Genomic DNA, 14881 nt, shown 5'->3' on the forward strand with positions numbered 1-14881 from the left:
AAAAAACAAGAAGTCAATTTTCAGAGAAATACTTTCGGGTTGACAGTGCCAAAACTAGTCCGTATAATCCAACCTTGTATTAAGGAGGCGTTTTTTCATGTCAAATAATTCCATGAAAAACTTGTTCTTAGGATCATTGAGGAGTAAGCAAACAGTGATAAGAATTATCTCACTTGTCCTGTTTGTGTCTGTAATCTCTTTCGTGCTTTATCAAGGTACGAAAAAATCCGTTAAGCTTGAAGCAAATGGAGAAACAATCGAAGTATCAACACATGCCAAAACTGTAGAACAATTATTACAAAATCAAAATATAGATATAGCAGAGCATGACAAAATTTCACCCTCTCTGAACACCAAAATTGTTAATGGATTAGCAATTACATGGGAACAGGCAAAAGAAGTAACTATTTCAGTTGATGGAAATCAGTCAAAAGTTTGGACAACTGAAACACTTGTGAAGGACATTTTGAAGGAAGCAAATATTAAAGTATCTGAACATGACTCTTTAGCGCAAGGTCTAGATACTGAACTAGGAGCAGAAAACAAAATCGATATTCAAAAAGCGTTTCAAGTAGCGCTTGTCGATGGCGTAAATAAAAGACAAGTATGGTCCACTTCGACTACGGTCGCTAACTTTTTAAAACAACAAGGAATTCAGCTAAATGAATTCGATCGTGTCGAAAATAACCTGGAGAACGTTATTACTCCGGAGAGTAAAATCACAGTAGTTCGCGTAGAAAAGGTTATCGATGTAGTGGAAGACTCTTTAGATTTCGCAGTTGAAAAGAAGCAGGATGCTTCATTGCAAAAGGGGAAACAAAAAGTAGTAGCAACGGGCGAGAAGGGTTCGATTTCTCGTACGTATGAGGTTGTCAAAGAAAACGGTAAGGTTGTGGCAAAAAACCTACAATCTGAGAAAGTTTTAAAAGAGCCGAAGAAACAAGTGGTTGCTGTAGGCACAAAAACAATTGTTGCAAGTGCAGCAACTGTGTCACGTGGTTCAGCAGAGCCTACTAACGGAAAAGAATTTTATGTAACGGCAACAGCATATACACCATATTGCAACGGTTGTACTGGTACATCAGCAACTGGTATAAACCTACGTTCAAATTCTGGCTTGAAGGTGATCGCAGTTGACCCTTCTGTTATTAAGTTAGGATCAAAGGTTTGGGTAGAAGGCTATGGAACTGCTATAGCTGGGGATACTGGTGGGTCAATTAAGGGTAATAAGATTGACATACTTGTACAAACAGATGCCCAAGCACGTAACTGGGGACGTAAGAAAGTGCGCGTTAAAGTATTAAATTAAAAAAATTGTAAAATTAATCAAAATGTTTTTCACAAATGGAGCTTTCCTGTTTTGACTGGCGGGAAGGCTTCTTTATTATTTTTTTAGCAAATGATGTTGTAGGTATGTAGAGAGAAAGTTGAATAAGATAAGCTCATCTGAACCTTGTATTCCTGTACAAATCGTATAGAGCAGTTGTAAAATGGTCAGAAGATAAGGTAGATAGAAAAGAGGAGCCTTTTTGCAAATTAAAGAAATTATTGTTGTTGAAGGAAAAGATGATACGACAGCTATTAAACGTGCTGTACAAGCAGATACTATAGAAACGAATGGATCTGCAATTTCTGAAGAAACGTTAAAGCGAATTCAGCACGCCCAAGAAAAACGTGGAGTTATCGTATTTACTGATCCAGACTATCCAGGACGTCGAATACGCGCCATTATCGAGGAGCGTGTAAAAGGGGTGAAGCATGCCTTTTTACCAAAAGCGAAAACGATCGCTAAAAACGGTAAAGGGTTAGGGATTGAGCATGCTGCTGATGAGGATATACGTGAAGCACTACAACATGTCTATACCCCTACACATGAGTTGCTAAACGAAGCGGTAATTACACTGGAAGATTTAATGACTGCTCGTTTAATTGGACATCCACAATCAAAGCAGCGTCGTGATAGACTAGGGGAAATTTTAAATATAGGTGCTACAAATGGTAAACAACTTCATAAAAGATTGAAAATGTTTCAGATTACAGAGGAGCAATTTGGTGCGGCTATCGCACAGTTAGATCAGGAGGAAAATGATGCATAAGGATATTGCTACACCAATTCGAACACAAGAAATATTAAAAAAGTATGGTTTTTCATTTAAAAAAAGTTTAGGTCAAAACTTCTTAATTGACCCGAACATTTTAAGAAATATAGTGAGTCACGCCAATTTAACTGAGAATAGTGGCGCAATTGAAGTTGGTCCTGGGATTGGGGCATTAACTGAGCATTTGGCGAGAAGCGCTAAAAAGGTAGTTTCCTTTGAAATTGACCAACGTTTATTACCTGTACTAGAAGATACGCTTAGTCCATATAATAATGTGTCTATTATTCACTCTGACATACTTAAGGCAGATGTGGAGAAAGTAATTGCAGATGAGATGCCAGGTATTGATGATATTATGGTTGTAGCAAATTTACCGTATTATGTAACGACCCCAATTTTACTGAAGTTACTCAATGACCGATTACCGATCCGTGGTTTTGTTGTGATGATGCAGAAAGAGGTAGCAGACCGTATAACAGCTAAGCCAGGGACGAAAGAATATGGTTCTTTATCAATTGCAATACAATATTACGTGAAAGCAGATATTGCGATGACAGTGCCAAAAACCGTTTTCATGCCGCAACCTAACGTCGACTCTGCAGTAATTCGCCTTATTAAGCATGAGGAACCACCAGTAAAAGTAATAGATGAGGATTTTTTATTTGTTGTAACGCGTGCTTCATTCGTGCAGCGAAGAAAAACAATCTATAATAACCTGCAATCTGGTTTACCTAATGGAAAGGCACAAAAGGATCAAATTTTACAGGCATTAGAGTTAGCAAATATTGAGCCAACTCGCCGTGGAGAAACACTTTCAATTCAAGAGTTTGGGAAATTAGCTGATGCACTGCATCCTGTATTTGCAAAGTAAAAATTTTTGTTAACAATTTTTCGGATATGTAAAAAAATATATATTTTTTTATAAAAAATAAGTTGACAAGATTTATAAGAGGCTGATAAAATATTATATTTTGTTGACATTTTTGGGCCATTAGCTTATACTTGTTATTAGTGAGGTGTAAGCGAAAATGCCAAAAACTTTAGCGGACATTAAAAAGTCGTTGGATTGTCATTTGGGTAAACGTTTGCAATTAAAAGCAAACGGTGGTCGCAAGAAAACGGTTGAGTGTGCAGGGATACTACGTGAGACATATCGCGCCATCTTTGTAGTAGAGCTCGATCAAGAAGACAATACGTGCAAGCGCGTATCGTATAGCTACACAGATATTTTAACTGAAGCAGTAGAGATTACATTTTTAGACGAAGCAAAGGCTGCTGTCGCAAAATAGTTTCTAGTACTTATTTCTATATTTTAGAAACACTCATGTATATTAAAAATACATGAGTGTTTTGCGTTTTCACGGGCATACTAAATTCGTCAGTTGTTAAAGGAGGAGTTTATATGCCTAGAAAAGGTATCATGTCACCTCGTTTAAAAGAAGAGATCGCAAAAGAACTTGGATTTTATGATGTTGTGCAAAAGGAAGGCTGGGGCGGCATAAAAGCTCGTGATGCTGGTAATATGGTCAAACGTGCCATAGAAATGGCAGAACGGGCAAGTAGTGAGCAAGAGCGTAAGTAGACTGTTTTTGCTAAAATAGTCATCTTATAAAGTTTCATTCAGCAGGGATGAAAATCCTTACTGACACAACAAATACAACTGACGAGAGAGAGCCGTTACTCCGAATAGGGTAAACGGTTCTTTTTTTCCATTTTCGTATTCTCAATATGGTAAAATAAAATGAATAATCTTGCGCGAAAAAAAGAACTGTTTATACGTGTAGCTATAAGGAGGAAGAAAGATGCTTTATGTAAAGGCGCCTGCAAAAATTAATTTAACATTAGATGTACTTTATAAAAGACCGGATAATTTTCACGAAGTGGAGATGGTTATGACAACAGTCGATTTAGCTGATCGTATCAGTCTTGAATCTCGAGAAGATGGTGTTATTCAAATAATTTCAACAGATAATTTTGTACCAAATGACCATCGTAATTTTGCTTATCAGGCAGCGCGTCTCATTAAAGATACATATGGCATTAGACAAGGTGTATCCATTACGATTGAAAAGGAAATCCCCATAGCAGCAGGACTCGCAGGAGGTAGTAGTGATGCAGCTGCAACATTAAAAGGGCTAAATGAACTGTGGGATTTAGGTTTATCAATAGATGAATTAGCGGAACTTGGTGCTAAAATTGGTTCGGATGTTTCGTTTTGTGTTTACGGAGGCACGGCACTCGCTACAGGACGAGGCGAAAAAATAAAGGAATTACCAGCTCCACCTAATTGTTGGGTTGTACTAGCTAAGCCTAAAATTGGTGTGTCGACAGCAGAAGTTTATGGGGGTCTTAAGGTTGAAGGACTGCAACACCCCAATACACAGCAGATGATACAAGCTATAGAGACAAAAGATTATGAGCTATTATGTTCTTCATTAGGAAATGTTTTGGAAACTGTAACATTTAAGCTACACCCAGAAGTTGTGATGTTAAAGGAACAAATGAAGCGCTTTGGGGCAGATGCCACGCTAATGAGTGGAAGCGGTCCAACTGTATTTGGGCTAGTGGATAGTGAAGCTCGTGTAAGTCGCATTTATAATGGTTTACGTGGTTTTTGTGAGGAAGTTTATGCAGTACGAATTTTGGGTGAGCGAAATACGCTTGCTTAGAAACGCAAATTTGTGTTAATTTTACCTATAAATATTCGTGTTTAGGAGAGGGTCGCATGAAATGGAAGCGTAGTGAACGACTAGTTGATATGACGTACTACTTACTAGAACATCCACATCAGCTGATCCCGCTAACTTATTTTTCAGAACTATATCAATCTGCTAAGTCATCCATTAGTGAAGATTTAACGATTGTAAAAGAAACATTCGAAGAAAAAGGAATCGGGTTATTGATGACAGTGCCGGGTGCTGCAGGAGGAGTAAAGTATATTCCGAAAATGTCCGAGGCTGAAGTACGTTTAGTGATTCAAGATTTAAAAGCAGAGCTAGAACATTCAGATCGATTGTTACCAGGTGGTTACTTATTTATGACAGACTTGCTTGGAAACCCAGATTTAATTAATCGTGTAGGAAAGGTCTTTGCTTCGGCCTTTGCAGATCAACAAATCGATGTCATAATGACAGTAGCAACTAAAGGGATATCCATCGCTCATGCCATTGCAAGACATTTAAATGTACCAGTGGTTGTTGTGAGAAGAGATAGTAAAGTAACAGAAGGTTCTACAGTAAGCATTAACTATGTATCTGGTTCTTCCAGAAGAATTCAGACAATGGTATTATCAAAAAGAAGCATGAAGAGTGGACAACGTGTATTAATTACTGACGACTTTATGAAGGTCGGCGGTACTATGAATGGCATGAAAAATCTCTTAGAAGAGTTTGACTGTCAGCTAGCAGGCATTGCAGTGCTTGTGGAGGCTGAGCATGCGGACGAAACATTAGTAGATGATTATTATTCACTTGTAAAGCTTCATGAAGTTAATGAAAAAGATCGAACAATTGCATTAAGTGAAGGTAACTATTTTTCTAAAAGGGGACATGACAAATGAAAGTAGTAGCAACAACAAATGCACCAGCAGCAATCGGACCATATTCACAAGGTATTATTGTTAACGGTATGTTTTATAGCTCTGGTCAAATTCCATTAACAGCTACAGGTGATTTAGTGGAAGGCGATATAACTGTACAAACAAATCAAGTATTTGCTAATTTAAAAGCTGTTTTAGCGGAAGCTGGAACTTCTTTAGATAATGTTGTGAAAACAACGGTCTTTATGAAAGATATGAATGACTTTGTAGCGATGAATGAAGTTTATGCAAATCATTTCGGTGATCATAAACCAGCTCGTTCAGCTGTAGAGGTAGCCCGTCTTCCGAAAGATGTAAAAGTAGAAATCGAAGTAATCGCAATCGTAAAATAAATAAAAAACTTATTAAGCTCACTAAAGAGAATCTTTATTCTTTTTAGTGGGTTTTTTTACGCCGACAAACAATTGTCAAAAATTACGTATATAAGAAAAAATATTATTCTAATAAGTATTCAAATTTTTTAGAAAATTTGATAGACTATGAAAAGGAAAATATTCGGTAATTGAGAATATAATATTTTCATTTAGGCATCCAAGAAGAGAGGTGGTGAGAAAATGGAAGTTACTGATGTGAGATTACGTCGGGTACAGACGGATGGTCGCATGCGTGCGATTGCTTCCATTACACTTGATAATGAGTTTGTTGTTCACGATATTCGTGTCATTGATGGAAATACTGGTTTATTTGTAGCTATGCCTAGTAAACGAACACCAGATGGGGAATTTAGAGATATTGCTCATCCAATTAATTCTGATACTCGAAATAAAATTCAGGAGATTATTTTAAACGAGTATCATAACTCTAGTGAAATAGAGGAAGCTGGTAAAGAAGAAGAATTAGAGGGAATCGGTGTGTAATAAATAGTAAATAACTTACTTTTTAAGGATATGTTACAAACTTACGGTAAAAAAGATAGGAAGAACTCTTCTAGTTGGAAGGGTTCTTTTTATTTTGATAAAAAGATAATATGAGCAATTTCAGGATATACTTCATGACATTCGAGCATAAGGTGCATTGGATTTAGGAATTCATGTTTTTGTCAACTCTACATGCCTTGAAAATAGATGAATTTTGCTATATAGTCATAAGAGAAAATGAGCGTATTGGAGGACTTACAGATGAGCAATATTTTTGCTGTCATTTTGGCTGCAGGTCAAGGTACACGTATGAAGTCCAAATTATATAAAGTGCTCCATCCAGTATGTGGGAAACCAATGGTACAACATGTGGTGGATCATATTCAGTCGTTAGATGTGAATCGCATTGTAACGGTTGTCGGACATGGTGCTGAAAAAGTGCAACAACAGCTTGGTGATAAAAGTGAGTATGTGCTGCAGGCTGAGCAACTAGGTACAGCGCACGCTGTGCAACAAGCAGAGGCCATTTTAGGTAATGAAGAAGGTACAACATTAGTTGTATGTGGAGATACACCACTAATTCGTCCTGAAACGATGCAAGCTCTATTCGAACATCATCAAGCAAAGAATGCTAAAGCAACTATTTTAACTGCAATTGCTGAAAATCCAACTGGCTATGGCCGTATATTACGTGGCAGTAACGGACAGGTGGAGCAAATTGTTGAACAAAAGGATGCTTCAGCAGAGCAGCAATTAGTAAAAGAAATAAACACAGGCACATATTGCTTTGATAACAAATTATTATTTGAAACATTGAAGCTTGTGAAAAATGATAATGCTCAAGGTGAATACTATTTACCAGATGTCATTGAAATTTTACAAAAGCAAGGTGATATTGTTGAAGCATATGTCACTGATGATTTTGAAGAAACACTAGGTGTTAACGATCGCGTGGCTTTGTCACAAGCCGAGACCTTAATGCGTACAAGAATCAACGAGAAGCATATGCGGAATGGTGTAACAATTATCCATCCTGAAACAACGCATATTAGTGCAGATGCAGTTATTGGGCGTGATACGGTGATTCAACCTGGCTCAATGATTGAAGGTGCTACTGTGATCGGTGAAGATTGCATTATCGGGCCAAACACTCAAATCATAGATAGCCGCGTTGGTGATCGTACAACTATACATTCTTCAGTTGTCCGTGAAAGCGCTATTGCAGAGGATACTGCTATTGGGCCATTTGCTCATATTCGACCACTTTCAGACATCGGTAGTCATGTCAAAATTGGTAACTTTGTAGAAGTGAAGAAAAGCAAGCTAGATAACGGCTCGAAAGTTTCACATTTAAGTTATATTGGCGATGCTGAGATCGGTAGTAACGTCAATATTGGTTGTGGTTCCATTACAGTAAACTATGATGGAAAAAACAAGTTCAAAACGATTATTGAAGATGATGTATTTGTAGGATGTAATACTAACTTAGTAGCGCCAGTGAAAGTTGGAAAAGGTTCATTTATTGCAGCAGGTTCTACAATTACAAAAGAAGTTCCTGAAGATGCACTTGCCATAGCTCGTGCAAGACAAGAAAACAAACCGAATTATGTAAGCAAATTAAATTCAAAATAATTATCAACTAAACAGGAGGCCATCATGCCGTATCATTATGCAAACTCACAATTAAAAATATTTTCACTTAATTCTAATAATCCATTAGCTCAAGAAATTGCGCAGGAAATGGGCGTAGAATTAGGTAAATCTTCTGTTAAGCACTTCAGTGATGGAGAGATTCAAATTAGCATTGAAGAAAGTATTCGAGGTTGTGATGTGTTTATCGTGCAGTCTACTTCTGCACCTGTAAACGAACATTTAATGGAGCTTTTAATTATGGTAGATGCAGTTAAACGTGCATCTGCTCGTACAGTAAACGTTGTAATGCCTTATTATGGTTATGCACGCCAAGATCGTAAAGCAAAAGCGCGCGAGCCAATTACAGCTAAATTAGTGGCAAACCTACTTGAAACTGCTGGTGCAACACGTGTTATCGTATTAGATTTACACGCACCTCAAATCCAAGGTTTCTTCGATATCCTAATCGACCACTTAATGGCAGTACCATTACTATCTGATTACTTCAAATCTAAAGGTATTCCAGGAGATGAGATCGTTATTGTTTCACCAGATCATGGTGGGGTAACACGTGCTCGTAAAATGGCTGAACGATTAAAAGCACCGATTGCAATTATTGACAAACGTCGTCCGAAACCAAACGTTGCGGAAGTGATGAACATTGTTGGTAATGTTGATGGTAAAGTGGCAATCTTGATTGATGATATTATTGATACAGCAGGTACAATTACAATTGGGGCAGATGCGTTACGTGCTGCTGGTGCAAAAGAAGTTTACGCTTGCTGTTCACACCCTGTATTATCTGGTCCAGCAATTGAACGTATTGAAAACTCTGCTATTAAAGAATTAGTGGTGACAAATACAATTCAGCTTTCAGACGAGAAAAAATCTCCAAAAATTACAGAGCTTTCTGTAGCTAAATTAATGGCGGATGCTATCTCTCGCGTTTATGAAAATAAATCTGTAAGTACTCTATTTGATTAATAAATATTGTAAGTATAAGACCAATCTACTCTTTGAGTAGATTGGTCTTTTCTATATAATTGGACACTATTTCATCAAGACGAAGAAATAGATGAGTGTTTTATGTGTGAGCCTTCTCACAAAGGGGTATAATAATAATGTGTCTTAATAATATTTACTCTACCTTAAACAAATAGAGCTAAGTATTATCATAGCCTACAACGAATTATTGTTGAGGCGTAAATAATTTTCTTGGAAGGGGAATAAAGAAGTATGAGTACAGTATTAAGTGTTACAAAGCGCGAAACTGGGCATCGTTCAACATTAACCCAACTTAGAAAAGGGGGAGCCATTCCTGCAGTTATTTACGGCTACAAAGTAGATTCAACCCCAATTTCTATTGCTGCAAAAGATTTTAAAAAGTCCATTCAAAAAAATGGGCAAAATAGTGTGTTTTCGCTAGAGTTAGAGGGGAAAAAGGTGAATGCTGTTGTGTCAGAGATTCAGCAATGTTCATTGAAAGATGAAGTAAATCATATTGACTTTTTAGCCATTAATATGGCGGAAGAGCTAGAAGCTGATGTCCCGATTAAATTACTTGGACAGTCAGTTGGTGTGAGTGAGGGCGGTATTTTAATGCAGCCTAACTTAGAATTAAAAGTTAAAGTAAAGCCAACAGAGTTACCCGAATCAATTGATGTGGACATTTCATCGTTGAAAATTGGGGAATCCCTAACAGTAGCAGATATTCGCGATGCTACATCTGTTGAAATTATTAGTGAAGATGAGTATATGTTAGTAACCATTGTGGCGCCTGTTTCTGTAGAGGAAGAGACTACAGAAAATGAAGAAGGGCAAGAGTCAGTATAAAAATAAATACGCTTAAGGCTAATAAGAAGGCTATAGCTTTCTTGTTAGCCTTATTTTTTATGCCTTTTAACAATTGTACAAAATGCTTTCTAGGCGTGCTATATGGTAAAATAATGACTATTAGATTTGAAAGAAGAGAGGTACTTATGAAAATTATCGTTGGTTTAGGAAACCCAGGTAAACCTTATGAGCATACAAGACATAATATCGGCTTTGATGTTATTGATGCGTTAGCAGAAAAATGGGGAACACCTTTAACAAATTCAAAATTTAACGGGATGTACACAACTGTACATCGACCAGAAGGAAAGGTTCTACTTGTTAAACCATTAACATATATGAATTTATCAGGGGAATGTGTTGGTCCCCTAATGGACTATTTTGACATAGAGGTAGAAGACTTAATTGTCATTTATGATGACTTGGATTTAGAGACAGGTAAATTACGTCTGCGCCAAAAAGGGAGTGCAGGTGGTCATAACGGCATTAAATCATTAATTCAACATTTAGGCACTCAGGAATTTAATCGTATTCGAGTGGGCATTAATCGTCCACCAGCGGGCATGAAGGTAGCAGACTATGTGTTAGCTAAATTTTCGAAGGAAGACCAAGTTCTTATGCAAGACGCCATTGTAAATTCTGTAAACGCTGTTGAAGCATCTCTTTCAAAGCCGTTTCTTGATGTGATGAATCACTTTAACGCAAGCAAATAGATGGAAGTAATAAAATTTATGTTAAAGTTTTTGGATAATTGGCATGGTGTAAGGTGAGTAATGAGCTGCCTTACACTATTATTACAGCTAATACTTGTAGTGAATAGTCTTAGCTACAGGTAAAAATTAATTCTCTAATTTTTAAGTTATTGCAATGAGGATGACAGTGAAAAGTGCATAATCCTTTTTATAAATGTCTATACTTTAAGTAGAAAGTTGCTTAAAGGAGGATGATTTGGAGATGTCAGTTCGCTATCGATGTCGGCATTGTGAAGTAGAAATAGGGACACTACCATTTGATGCAGATGATACAATTCGAAAGTTGCATATTTTCGAATTGGGAGAAGCGGATGATTATGTTGAGAAAGATCAACATGGTCAAACGACTGTGCACTGCATTTGTGAGCAATGTGAGGATTCGCTGAGACAATATCCAGATTATCACGCACTCAATAAATGGATTCAATAATTGGAAGGATGCTTTGACACACTTATGTGTGTTCAAGGCTTTTTCCATTTCATAAAACAGCCATTAATAGAGATATGTAAAATAACACTAGAATAATAGAAATAAAAATATAGAATTTATGCTGAAAGGAGCTTTTGACTGTGGAGGTTTTACGACAGCTTGTGTCGCAAGATAAACATATTACATCATTTTTAAAGGAAATTCAGAGCGGTCAAACTGCATCACAGCTTATTACAGGTTTAACAGGAAGCGCACGCCCCGTAATGGTCGATGTGTTATTTGAATATGTAAAGAAGCCAATCTATATTATCTCTCCTAATCTATTGCAGGCACAAAAAATGGTTGATGAGCTTGCTGGATTGTTAGGTGAAGAACATGTTCATTATTACCCAGCAGATGAATTTATTGCAGCCGATCTTTCTGTAGCTTCACCAGAACTTCGCGCGGAGCGAATTGCGACGCTTGATTGCTTAGTTAGAGGTGAGAAAGCCATATATGTAATACCTGTGGCTGGTTTACGTAAAATAATGCAGCCTAAGGAACACTGGCTACATTATTTTTTACAAACAGCCGTAGGCGAAGATATTGAAATTGAGATGTGGTTACAAACATTAGTAGAGATGGGCTATGTACGGAATTCAATGGTGACATCACCTGGAGAGTTCGCGTTGCGTGGGGGGATTTTAGATATTTATCCACCTTATTTGGAATCACCTATTCGTATTGAATTATTTGACACAGAGGTTGATTCCATACGAACATTTTCAGCAGATGACCAACGTTCTATTGATAAATTACAAAAAATTCGTATTCTTCCTGCTTCAGAGGTCATTCTTACGAAATCAGAAAGACAGGCATTAGCAGGCCGTTTAGAAGTGGCATTAGCAGCCAGTCTAAAGAAGGTAAAAAAGCAGGAGACAAAGGAACTTCTGTATCAGCATATTCAATATGATATTGAATTGCTACAGCAAGGAAATTTACCTGATTATGTAAACAAATATGGCTCATTATTATACGATAAAACAGCCTTTTTGGGAGATTACTTTGAACATGATGGTATTGTGCTTTTTGACGAACTTGGACGTATTCAAGAGGTAATGGATGCATGGGAACGTGAAGAGGATGAATGGTTTTTATCTTTAATCGAAGAGGGAAAAATGGTTCATGATGTCAAACCTGCCTTCTCATTAAAAGAAATATTGGCGATGTTGTCACAACAAAAGCTTTCATTTTCATTATTTTCGCGAACATTTGCAGGGATTACGTTTACTAAAACAACCAACTTTTCTTGCAAGCCAATGCAGCAATTTCATGGACAAATGTCCTTGCTTCAAAGTGAGGTTGAACGCTGGTTACTTGGCAAATTTACAGTTCTCATCATAGCAAGGGATAAAGAACGAGTGAAAAGAGTTCAGCAAATGCTTGAAGAATACGATATTCATACAGCGATAGGTGAGCCAACAGAACCTGGTATTTATATTGTAGATGGTGGCTTGTCGAGTGGCTTTGAATTGCCTCTGCAGCGTTTAGCGATTGTAACAGAAGACGAGCTCTTTAAACAGCAGGCAAAGAAAAAAGCACGCACACAAAAAATGACCAATGCTGAACGTATTAAAAGTTATACGGAAATTAAGCCAGGTGATTATGTTGTACATGTTCATCATGGGATTGGTAAATATATTGGTGTAGAGACATTAGAGGTTAATGGTACACATAAGGATTACCTGCATATTCGATATCGTGCAGACGATAAATTATATGTACCCGTAGAGCAAATAGACTTAATCCAAAAATATGTGGCGTCAGAGGATCGTGAACCAAAGCTACATAAATTAGGTGGAGCAGAGTGGAAAAAGGCTAAAGCGAAGGTATCCTCTGCTGTACAGGATATTGCAGATGATTTAATAAAGCTGTATGCAAAGCGTGAAGCAGAGAAAGGTCATGCTTTTACACCTGATAACGACGACCAACGTAATTTTGAAGCGATGTTCCCTTATGAGGAAACAGAGGATCAGCTACGTTCAATTGTTGAAGTAAAACGAGATATGGAACGTGAACGCCCTATGGATCGTTTAGTCTGTGGCGATGTAGGCTATGGTAAGACAGAGGTAGCCATTCGTGCCGCATTTAAGGCTATTCAAGATGGAAAGCAAGTGGCATTCCTTGTCCCTACTACTATCTTGGCTCAGCAACATTATGAGACAATTCGTGAGCGCTTTCAGGATTTCGCCATTAATGTTGGATTGTTATCTCGCTTCCGTTCGAAGAAAGAGCAAACAGCCACATTAAAAGGCTTAAAAGAAGGCCGAGTCGATATAGTTATTGGAACACACCGTATTTTATCTAAAGATTTAATTTTCCAAGACCTTGGCCTGTTAATTGTGGATGAAGAGCAACGTTTTGGTGTGACGCATAAGGAAAAAATTAAACAGTTAAAGACAAATGTCGATGTCTTAACTTTAACGGCTACACCAATCCCAAGGACTCTTCATATGTCCATGGTAGGGGTCCGAGATTTATCTGTTATTGAAACGCCTCCTGCTAATCGCTTCCCAGTTCAAACATATGTGATGGAGCACAGTGGTGCATTAGTACGAGAAGCTATTGAGAGGGAAATGGCACGTGGCGGACAAGTATTTTATTTATATAATCGGGTTGAGGATATGGCTCGAAGGGTTGAGGAGATTCAAGTACTCGTCCCTGAAGCACGTATAGGCTTTGCTCATGGAAAAATGACTGAGTCAGAGCTAGAATCAGTGATTTTAGCCTTTTTAGAGGGCGATTATGATGTGCTTGTTACGACAACAATTATCGAGACTGGTGTCGATATACCGAATGTAAATACATTAATAGTCCATGATGCTGATCGCATGGGCTTAGCACAGCTCTACCAATTACGCGGGCGCGTTGGACGTTCTAACAGAGTAGCTTATGCATATTTTATGTACCAACGCGACAAAGTTCTGACAGATGTAGCGGAGCAACGTTTACAAGCAATTAAAGAATTTACAGAGCTTGGCTCAGGCTTTAAAATTGCGATGCGAGATTTATCTATTCGGGGCGCAGGAAACTTACTTGGAGCGCAGCAACATGGCTTTATTGATTCAGTTGGCTTTGATTTATATTCACAAATGCTTCAGGATGCCATCGCGGAACGTCAAACAGGCGTGAAAAAAGAAGAAAAGCCAGATATAGAAATTTTGCTGAGTATTGATGCTTATATTCCAGACGCTTACATTCCAGATGGTTATCAAAAGATCCAAATGTATAAACGAATTAAAGCCATGGATCAGGTGGAGGAGTATGACGAAATCATGGAGGAATTAGAGGATCGATTTGGCGATCTTCCAATTGAAACAGAGCGTTTACTTCGAATAGCACGAATGAAAGTTTGGGGCTTAGGTGCGGGAGTAGTATCTGTAAAGGAGAAGCAAAAACTTATTACAATACTATTGTCAGAACAAGGGACGGCAAGTGTCGATGGCAGTAAGATTATTGAAGAATCGATGAAATTCGAGCGTGCTGTTGGTTTTGGTATGGATGGCATGCAGTTAAAATTAACAATAGATGAACGCAAGAGTGGGAAATATCAACCCTTTGATATGTTGGAAGAGCTAATGCAAATTATTGATAAAGCAAAAAAGCAGCCATAGTAGTTAAAAGGCTATTCTTATCTTTTA

The 14881-nt window shown here is 37.7% G+C and carries 15 protein-coding genes; all 15 read left to right on the forward strand.

The features are described from left to right. Positions 1–97: 97 nt before the first annotated feature. The 15 genes from VK91_RS20205 (at position 98) to mfd (ending at position 14854) form a co-directional block, all read left to right on the forward strand. Positions 98–1309, forward strand: a complete 1212-nt coding sequence (locus tag VK91_RS20205; RefSeq protein ID WP_048395441.1) for a G5 and 3D domain-containing protein — start codon at positions 98–100, stop codon at positions 1307–1309. Between the two features lie 220 nt (positions 1310–1529). Continuing rightward, complete coding sequence (rnmV, locus tag VK91_RS20210; RefSeq protein WP_048395443.1) at positions 1530–2096, forward strand: ribonuclease M5; 567 nt, start codon at positions 1530–1532, stop codon at positions 2094–2096. Continuing rightward, positions 2089–2970 (forward strand): 16S rRNA (adenine(1518)-N(6)/adenine(1519)-N(6))-dimethyltransferase RsmA, encoded by an 882-nt coding sequence (rsmA, locus tag VK91_RS20215; protein ID WP_048395444.1) that lies wholly within the window; start codon positions 2089–2091, stop codon positions 2968–2970. Before rnmV ends, rsmA begins: the two co-directional genes overlap by 8 nt. Positions 2971–3127: 157 nt before the next feature. Beyond that, positions 3128–3388 (forward strand): biofilm formation stimulator Veg, encoded by a 261-nt coding sequence (gene veg, locus VK91_RS20220; RefSeq protein ID WP_004229199.1) that lies wholly within the window; start codon positions 3128–3130, stop codon positions 3386–3388. A 113-nt stretch (positions 3389–3501) separates the two neighbouring features. After that, positions 3502–3681, forward strand: a complete 180-nt coding sequence (locus tag VK91_RS20225; protein WP_004229193.1) for a small, acid-soluble spore protein, alpha/beta type — start codon at positions 3502–3504, stop codon at positions 3679–3681. A 220-nt stretch (positions 3682–3901) separates the two neighbouring features. Then, a complete protein-coding gene (gene ispE / locus VK91_RS20230) occupies positions 3902–4768 on the forward strand; it encodes a 4-(cytidine 5'-diphospho)-2-C-methyl-D-erythritol kinase (protein WP_048395447.1) in 867 nt (288 codons plus the stop codon). A gap of 56 nt (positions 4769–4824) precedes the next feature. Continuing rightward, the gene (purR, locus tag VK91_RS20235; RefSeq protein ID WP_004229190.1) at positions 4825–5658 is read left to right on the forward strand and encodes a pur operon repressor; all 834 of its coding nucleotides are present in this window, start codon (positions 4825–4827) and stop codon (positions 5656–5658) included. Further along, complete coding sequence (locus VK91_RS20240) at positions 5655–6029, forward strand: RidA family protein (protein ID WP_004229189.1); 375 nt, start codon at positions 5655–5657, stop codon at positions 6027–6029. Before purR ends, VK91_RS20240 begins: the two co-directional genes overlap by 4 nt. 222 nt (positions 6030–6251) lie before the next feature. Continuing rightward, positions 6252–6554 (forward strand): septation regulator SpoVG, encoded by a 303-nt coding sequence (gene spoVG, locus VK91_RS20245; protein ID WP_048395448.1) that lies wholly within the window; start codon positions 6252–6254, stop codon positions 6552–6554. Between the two features lie 261 nt (positions 6555–6815). Next, positions 6816–8186 (forward strand): bifunctional UDP-N-acetylglucosamine diphosphorylase/glucosamine-1-phosphate N-acetyltransferase GlmU, encoded by a 1371-nt coding sequence (glmU, locus tag VK91_RS20250; RefSeq protein WP_048395450.1) that lies wholly within the window; start codon positions 6816–6818, stop codon positions 8184–8186. Positions 8187–8210: 24 nt separating this feature from the next. Continuing rightward, on the forward strand, positions 8211–9170 hold the full coding sequence (locus VK91_RS20255) for a ribose-phosphate diphosphokinase (protein WP_004229183.1): 960 nt from the start codon (positions 8211–8213) through the stop codon (positions 9168–9170). Positions 9171–9422: 252 nt separating this feature from the next. Continuing rightward, positions 9423–10019 (forward strand): 50S ribosomal protein L25/general stress protein Ctc, encoded by a 597-nt coding sequence (locus VK91_RS20260; protein WP_048395452.1) that lies wholly within the window; start codon positions 9423–9425, stop codon positions 10017–10019. 146 nt (positions 10020–10165) lie between these two features. Continuing rightward, a complete protein-coding gene (gene pth, locus VK91_RS20265) occupies positions 10166–10732 on the forward strand; it encodes an aminoacyl-tRNA hydrolase (RefSeq protein ID WP_016993791.1) in 567 nt (188 codons plus the stop codon). A gap of 241 nt (positions 10733–10973) precedes the next feature. Next, complete coding sequence (locus VK91_RS20270; RefSeq protein WP_016993788.1) at positions 10974–11201, forward strand: anti-sigma-F factor Fin; 228 nt, start codon at positions 10974–10976, stop codon at positions 11199–11201. 140 nt (positions 11202–11341) lie between these two features. Next, positions 11342–14854 carry a transcription-repair coupling factor gene (gene mfd / locus VK91_RS20275; RefSeq protein ID WP_048395453.1) on the forward strand — a complete coding sequence of 1171 codons (3513 nt, stop codon included), beginning with the start codon at positions 11342–11344 and terminating at the stop codon, positions 14852–14854. The last annotated feature ends 27 nt before the right edge of the window (positions 14855–14881 follow it).

The sequence above is a fragment of the Lysinibacillus sp. LK3 genome, from assembly GCF_001043675.1.
Lineage (GTDB): Bacteria > Bacillota > Bacilli > Bacillales_A > Planococcaceae > Lysinibacillus > Lysinibacillus capsici.

Excerpts from the sequence above, each read along its gene's own strand:
- VK91_RS20205 (WP_048395441.1), top strand. The coding sequence starts at position 98 with ATGTCAAATAATTCCATGAAAAACTTGTTCTTAGGATCATTGAGGAGT.
- rsmA (WP_048395444.1), top strand. The coding sequence starts at position 2,089 with ATGCATAAGGATATTGCTACACCAATTCGAACACAAGAAATATTAAAA.
- veg (WP_004229199.1), top strand. The coding sequence starts at position 3,128 with ATGCCAAAAACTTTAGCGGACATTAAAAAGTCGTTGGATTGTCATTTG.
- VK91_RS20225 (WP_004229193.1), top strand. The coding sequence starts at position 3,502 with ATGCCTAGAAAAGGTATCATGTCACCTCGTTTAAAAGAAGAGATCGCA.
- ispE (WP_048395447.1), top strand. The coding sequence starts at position 3,902 with ATGCTTTATGTAAAGGCGCCTGCAAAAATTAATTTAACATTAGATGTA.
- purR (WP_004229190.1), top strand. The coding sequence starts at position 4,825 with ATGAAATGGAAGCGTAGTGAACGACTAGTTGATATGACGTACTACTTA.
- VK91_RS20240 (WP_004229189.1), top strand. The coding sequence starts at position 5,655 with ATGAAAGTAGTAGCAACAACAAATGCACCAGCAGCAATCGGACCATAT.
- spoVG (WP_048395448.1), top strand. The coding sequence starts at position 6,252 with ATGGAAGTTACTGATGTGAGATTACGTCGGGTACAGACGGATGGTCGC.
- glmU (WP_048395450.1), top strand. The coding sequence starts at position 6,816 with ATGAGCAATATTTTTGCTGTCATTTTGGCTGCAGGTCAAGGTACACGT.
- VK91_RS20255 (WP_004229183.1), top strand. The coding sequence starts at position 8,211 with ATGCCGTATCATTATGCAAACTCACAATTAAAAATATTTTCACTTAAT.
- VK91_RS20260 (WP_048395452.1), top strand. The coding sequence starts at position 9,423 with ATGAGTACAGTATTAAGTGTTACAAAGCGCGAAACTGGGCATCGTTCA.
- pth (WP_016993791.1), top strand. The coding sequence starts at position 10,166 with ATGAAAATTATCGTTGGTTTAGGAAACCCAGGTAAACCTTATGAGCAT.
- VK91_RS20270 (WP_016993788.1), top strand. The coding sequence starts at position 10,974 with ATGTCAGTTCGCTATCGATGTCGGCATTGTGAAGTAGAAATAGGGACA.